At 71.4% G+C, this 5,625-nt stretch carries 5 protein-coding genes; 4 read left to right on the top strand and 1 reads right to left on the bottom strand.

From position 1 onward, the window contains the following. The coding region (locus ACTHNQ_RS17165) for a GDSL-type esterase/lipase family protein (protein WP_440335165.1) at positions 1-513 on the bottom strand (513 nt) is incomplete at its 3' end. A gap of 161 nt (positions 514-674) precedes the next feature. Here ACTHNQ_RS17165 and ACTHNQ_RS17160 point away from each other — a divergent pair. The 4 genes from ACTHNQ_RS17160 to lysA all read left to right on the top strand — a co-directional run. After that, complete coding sequence (locus ACTHNQ_RS17160) at positions 675-1,538, top strand: transglutaminase-like domain-containing protein (protein ID WP_440335164.1); 864 nt, start codon at positions 675-677, stop codon at positions 1,536-1,538. 38 nt (positions 1,539-1,576) lie between these two features. Then, complete coding sequence (locus ACTHNQ_RS17155; RefSeq protein ID WP_440335163.1) at positions 1,577-3,244, top strand: arginine--tRNA ligase; 1,668 nt, start codon at positions 1,577-1,579, stop codon at positions 3,242-3,244. Positions 3,245-3,246: 2 nt separating this feature from the next. Next, positions 3,247-4,080 (top strand): LmeA family phospholipid-binding protein, encoded by an 834-nt coding sequence (locus tag ACTHNQ_RS17150; RefSeq protein WP_440335162.1) that lies wholly within the window; start codon positions 3,247-3,249, stop codon positions 4,078-4,080. A 192-nt stretch (positions 4,081-4,272) separates the two neighbouring features. Next, positions 4,273-5,625 (top strand): diaminopimelate decarboxylase (gene lysA / locus ACTHNQ_RS17145; protein ID WP_440335161.1); only part of this gene is annotated, 1,353 nt, incomplete at its 3' end.

Here is a 5,625-nt window from a genome sequence, read left to right as displayed (position 1 = left end):
GTCCGGGAAGCGGGCCTGCAGGGCGTCCCATGCGGAGGTGACGGCATCCCGGTATCCGGTCGGATACGCGTGACGGTCGTTGATCGACCCTTCGACGATGATCACGTCGGGGTCGAGGGCCGGATCGAGGGCGGCGATGCGCTCGCCGTAGGCGGGGCCGTCGATCCCGGGCTTGAGGTAGCCGCTGCCGCGCACGCCGTCGACGACGGTCCGGACGCCGAGGTCGTCGGCGAGCAGGTACGCGAAGCCGAGGGTCGGCACGGTCGCCGCCGACCCGTACACCCATGAGTCGCCGAACACGAGCACGCTCGCATCGTCGTCGATCACCAGCGGGGCCGGAGGGGCGGATGCCGCGACCCCGGCGCGGTCGTCGGCAGCGGTCGCCGGCGCCGCCGGTTCGGCGGTGCCCCAGGGCCGCCCGACGGCCACGGCGCACACCGCGGCGACTGCCAGCGCGACGGCCGCGAGGGGGAGCCCCAGCCGCCGTGCGCGGGAGGGTCCGGGCGCGTGCATGCGAAGAGGGTACGTCACGACGGCGCCAACCTTCGCATCGGCCGGTGAACGGGAGAAAACTCCCGGTCGGCGGGGCCGGTCGAAAGCGCTTCCACACACTGTCGGCGGGCCCCTTGTCAACCCCGCGCGAAGGGGGCATCCGGGCATGCGAGGATACTTCGGTGCAACGCGTCGTGACCGCTCAGATGGACCTCGAACTGGGGGCCTCCGTCGACCTCATCCTTCAGCTGGCGACAGCCCAGGGTGTGCCCGTGTCGAACGAGTCGCTGACGTTCACCCAGGGCGATCGCGTGTACACGCCGACCGAGATCGTGGACCAGCAGGGGAGCCGTCTGCATCGCCTCACCGGCGAGCCCGGGCGCCTCGAGATCCGCTACGAGGCGACCGTCGACGGGCGGGCCGCGACGGGCCGCACGAGCGACCTCGAAGCGATCACCTACCTGCGCCCGAGCCGGTACGCGCAGTCGGACGAGGTGTTCCAGCAGGCGCGGCGCCAGTTCAAGGGGCTGTCGGGGCACGACCTCATCGCCGCGGTGTCGGAGTTCGTCTCGACGAGCACCACCTACACGCCCGGCCTCAGCCACGGGACCGACAGCGCCGTGACCACCCTCATGACGGGGCAGGGCGTGTGCCGCGACTACGCGCACGTCGTCATCGCGCTCCTGCGCGCGATGGACATGCCCGCACGCTACGCCGCCTGCTACGCGCCGGGCCTGCGGCCGATGGACTTCCACGCGGTCGCCGAGGCCTACCTCGACGGCGCCTGGTACGTCATCGACGCGACGCGCCTGGCCAACCGCAGCGGGCTCGTCCGCATCGCGACGGGACGGGATGCCGCGGACTGCGCGTTCCTCAGCTACTACGGCGGCTACGTCGGGCTCCAGCGCCTGCACGTGGACGCGTGGGTCGTCCCTGACGGTGTGGGCGAAGGCCTGGAGATGCTGCCGGGTCTCACGGACGACGTGGTGCCGGCGGCATCCGATCCCTCGCTCGACGACTTCGGCGCCCTGGTGCAGATCGCCTGAGCGGACGCCTCAGGACGGCGCAATAGACTTGTCGGTCTATGAATCCTGAAGCCCTCTCCGCCGCCCTGCTCGCCGTCGTCGCCCCGCTCGCCGAGGCGCGACGACCCGGTGCGGCCGACGGGCTGACCGCCGCCGACCTCGTGCTCGAGCGGCCGAAGAACCGCGACCACGGCGACTGGGCATCGAACGCGGCCCTCAAGCTGGCCAAGGCCGTGGGGGCGAACCCGCGCGAGTTCGCCGCAGAGATCGCCGAGGGCCTCGCGCAGGTCGACGGCGTCGCGGGCGTCGAGGTCGCCGGTCCGGGATTCATCAACATCCGGCTGGATGCTGCTGCCGCCGGTGCGCTGGCCAAGACGATCGTCGACGCCGGCGCGGCGTTCGGCACCAACGACTCGCAGCGCGGCAACACGATCAACCTCGAGTTCGTGAGCGCGAACCCGACCGGGCCGATGCACATCGGCCACACCCGGTGGGCGGCGCTCGGCGACTCGATCGCCCGCCTGCTGCTCGCCAGCGGCGCCACGCTCGTGCGCGAGTTCTACGTCAACGACGCGGGCGCCCAGATGGAGCGGTTCGGTCGCTCGGTGCTGGCGGCAGCCAAGGGGGAGCCGACGCCCGAGGACGGCTACCCGGGCTCGTACATCGACGACCTCGCCCAGCGCGTGCTGGCCGCGCAGCCGGATCTGCTCTCGCTCCCGGCCGACGAGCAGCTCCTGGTGGCGCGCGACCGCGCCTACGAGTTCCAGCTCGGCGACCTGCAGGCGTCGCTGGAGAAGTTCAACGTGCACTTCGACGTGTTCTTCAGCGAGCGGACGCTGCACGCGAAGGGTGCGGGGGGCGAGCCCAGCCTCGTCGACGAGGCCGTCGACCGGCTGCGCGAACAGGGGCACGTGTTCGACGACGAAGGCGCCGTGTGGGTGCGCACCACCGACTTCGGCGACGACAAGGACCGCGTGATCCGTCGCTCGAACGGCGAGTACACCTACTTCGCCGCCGACGCGGCGTACTACCTGAACAAGGGCGACCGCGGCTTCGCGCACAAGATCTATCTGCTGGGCGCCGACCACCACGGCTACGTGCACCGGCTCAAGGCGCTCGCGGGCGCGGCGGGCGACGACCCCGAGAAGGACATCGAGGTGCTCATCGGGCAGCTCGTGTCGGTCAACGGCGCGCGCCTGTCCAAGCGTGCGGGCAACATCATCGAGCTCGACGACCTGCGCGAGTGGCTCGGCACGGACGCGCTGCGCTACTCGCTGGCGCGGTACCCCGCCGACTCGCCCCTGACACTCGACCCCGAGATCCTGCGCAAGCGCACCAACGACAACCCGGTGTTCTACGTGCAGTACGCGCACGCGCGGACGCACAACGTCGCGCGCAACGCCGCGGCGTCCGGGGTCGACCGGTCCGAGTTCGCGCCCGAGCTGCTCACGCACGAGACGGAGTCCGCCCTGCTGGGCGCGCTGCAGGAGTTCCCGCGCATCGTGGCGTTCGCCGCCGAGGTGCGCGAGCCGCACCGGGTCGCGCGCTACCTCGAGGAGCTCGCCGGCCTGTACCACCGCTGGTACGACACCTGCCGCGTCATCCCGCTCGGCGACGAGCCCGTCGAGGCCGTGCACCGCACGCGCCTGTGGCTCAACGACGCCACCGGCCAAGTGCTGCGCAACGGGCTCGACCTGCTCGGTGTCACGGCACCGGAACGGATGTGAACATGAGCGCCGCCGACTCGCAGCACACCCTTCCCCTGCCGGAGGGGTTGGTGCGGGTCGACGGTGCTTCCGAGCCGCCGCGCCGCCGCATGTGGCCATGGATCGTCGGCTTCGCGATCGTCGCCGTCTTGGCGGTGGCCGCCTGGTTCGCCGCCGAGGCCATCGCGCGCCAGATCGTGACCGGCATTGTGCGGGACCAGGTGCGTACGCAGCTGGCGCTTCCGCCCGAGCAGCAGATAGACGTCGACATCGCGGGGGCGATGCTGCCGCAGCTCATCGGCGGCACGATCGACGACATCACGATCTCCTCGGAACAGGTTCCCCTGGGAGAGTCCGGCGTCACCGGGGATGTCGTCGTGAGCGCGCAGGGCCTCCCGGTGCGCGGCGAACCCGATCTCGCAGGCGCCACGGCGACCGTGTCACTCGACGAACAGCAGCTGCAGAAGCTCCTGTCGTCGCTCGACGGGTTCCCGGCGGAGACCGTCGGCCTGTCTGCGCCGAACGTCACCATGACTCTGGACCTGAGGGTGTTCGGCGCACAGATCCCGATCGCCGTCGCCTTGACGCCGTCAGCAGACGCCGGCGACATCGTCCTCACGCCGGCCTCGTTCACACTCGGGCAGTCGGAGGTCACGGCGGATGCGCTGCGCGCCCAGTTCGGACGCCTGACCGATACGGTTCTCCGCGACTGGGATGTGTGCATCGCAGATCAGCTCCCAGCGGGGGCGACGCTCACCGGCGTCCAGGTCGACGGGACAAGACTCGTCGCAGACTTCGATGTCGACGGCCGCATCGCCACGGACCCCGCCCTGCAGCAGAATGGCACGTGCGCCTGAGGACCTGTCCGCGTGTCGCGTGCCGTCATCGGCGCGGGGGCGGGATGCCGTGTGCCCTAGACTTCTAGCACTGCCAGGCGCCGGTATCACTGCACACTCGTGACCTTCCGCGCCCCGGCACAGGCAGATTCCCCTCGCCCGACCGACCGCGACGGATCTGCAAGCGTCGAAGCTCCCACCGATTGGTCCACAGTGTCCGCCGACCCGCACCCCCGCTCCGTCGCTCCTGCATGGCTTCAGCGACCCGCCGAGGCCAATGACCTCGCCCCCGCCGTCTGGCCCGCGGATGCCGAGCGAACGGCCGACGGCGTGCTCGAACTGGGCGGCATCCGCGCCACGGAGCTGCGCGAGCGCTTCGGGACCCCGCTGTACGTGCTGGACGAGGACGAGGTCCGCCGCAACGCACGCCGCACTCTCGACGCCTTCCGGGCGGCGGCCGCGCTGCACGGCGCGCAGGCACGCGTCTACTACGCCGGCAAGGCGTTCCTCAGCACCGAGATGGTGCGGTGGGTCACCGAGGAAGGGCTTGCGGTCGACGTGTGCAGCGGCGGCGAGCTCGCCGTCGCGCTCGCAGCGGGGGCCGACCCCGCGCGGCTCGGGTTCCACGGCAACAACAAGTCGGTCGCCGAGCTCGAGCGCGCCGTCGAGGTGGGGATCGGGTCGATCGTCATCGACAGCCTCATCGAGATCGAGCGTCTCGCCGCCATCGTCGAGCGGCGCGGTGCCACGCAGGCGGTGCTGCTGCGCGTCAACAGCGGCGTGCACGCCGAGACGCACGACTTCCTGGCCACCGCCCACGAGGACCAGAAGTTCGGATTCACGCTGGAGGACGCCCCGGCCGCGGTCGCCCGCATCCGGGAGCTCGCCGGACTCGAGTTCATCGGGCTCCACTGCCACATCGGCTCGCAGATCTTCGGCACGTCGGGATTCGAGGAGTCCGCCGCACGGCTGGTCGAGCTGCACGCTCAGCTGCGCGAGGGCGGCGAACTCCCCGTCCTGAACCTCGGCGGCGGCTTCGGCATCGCCTACACGTCGGTCGACGACCCGACGCCGATCGAGGCGCTCGCCGTCGGCATCGCGGACGCCGTCGCGCGGCAGTGCGAGGTGCGTGGCATCCCGATGCCCCACCTGGCGTTCGAACCGGGGCGGGCCATCGTCGGCCGTGCCGGCGTCACGCTGTACGAGGTCGGCACGATCAAGCCGGTGGCGCTCGAGACCGGTGACACCCGGCTGTACGTGAGCGTCGACGGCGGCATGAGCGACAACGCGCGCCCCGCCCTGTACGGCGCGCAGTTCTCGGCGCGCATCGCGTCGCGCGCGAGCGACGCCGCACCGCAGCTCGCACGCGTCGTCGGCAAGCATTGCGAGTCGGGCGACATCGTGGTGGATGCCGAGTACCTTCCCGGCGACATCACGCCCGGCGATCTGCTCGCGGTGCCCGCGACGGGGGCCTACTGCTTCTCGCTCGCGAGCAACTACAACTACGTCCCCCGGCCGCCCGTCGTGGCGCTGCGCGGGGGAGAGGCGCGGATCATCGTGCGCGGC

Origin of the sequence: Microbacterium sp., from assembly GCF_051953575.1 — a bacterium.
Taxonomy (GTDB): domain Bacteria; phylum Actinomycetota; class Actinomycetes; order Actinomycetales; family Microbacteriaceae; genus Microbacterium.
Note: the sequence above shows the minus strand (reverse complement) of the source record. Positions and strands in the feature narration are given on the sequence as shown.

Coding starts and splice junctions, on each gene's coding strand:
- ACTHNQ_RS17155 (WP_440335163.1), top strand. CDS start 1,577: ATGAATCCTGAAGCCCTCTCCGCCGCCCTGCTCGCCGTCGTCGCCCCG.
- ACTHNQ_RS17150 (WP_440335162.1), top strand. CDS start 3,247: ATGAGCGCCGCCGACTCGCAGCACACCCTTCCCCTGCCGGAGGGGTTG.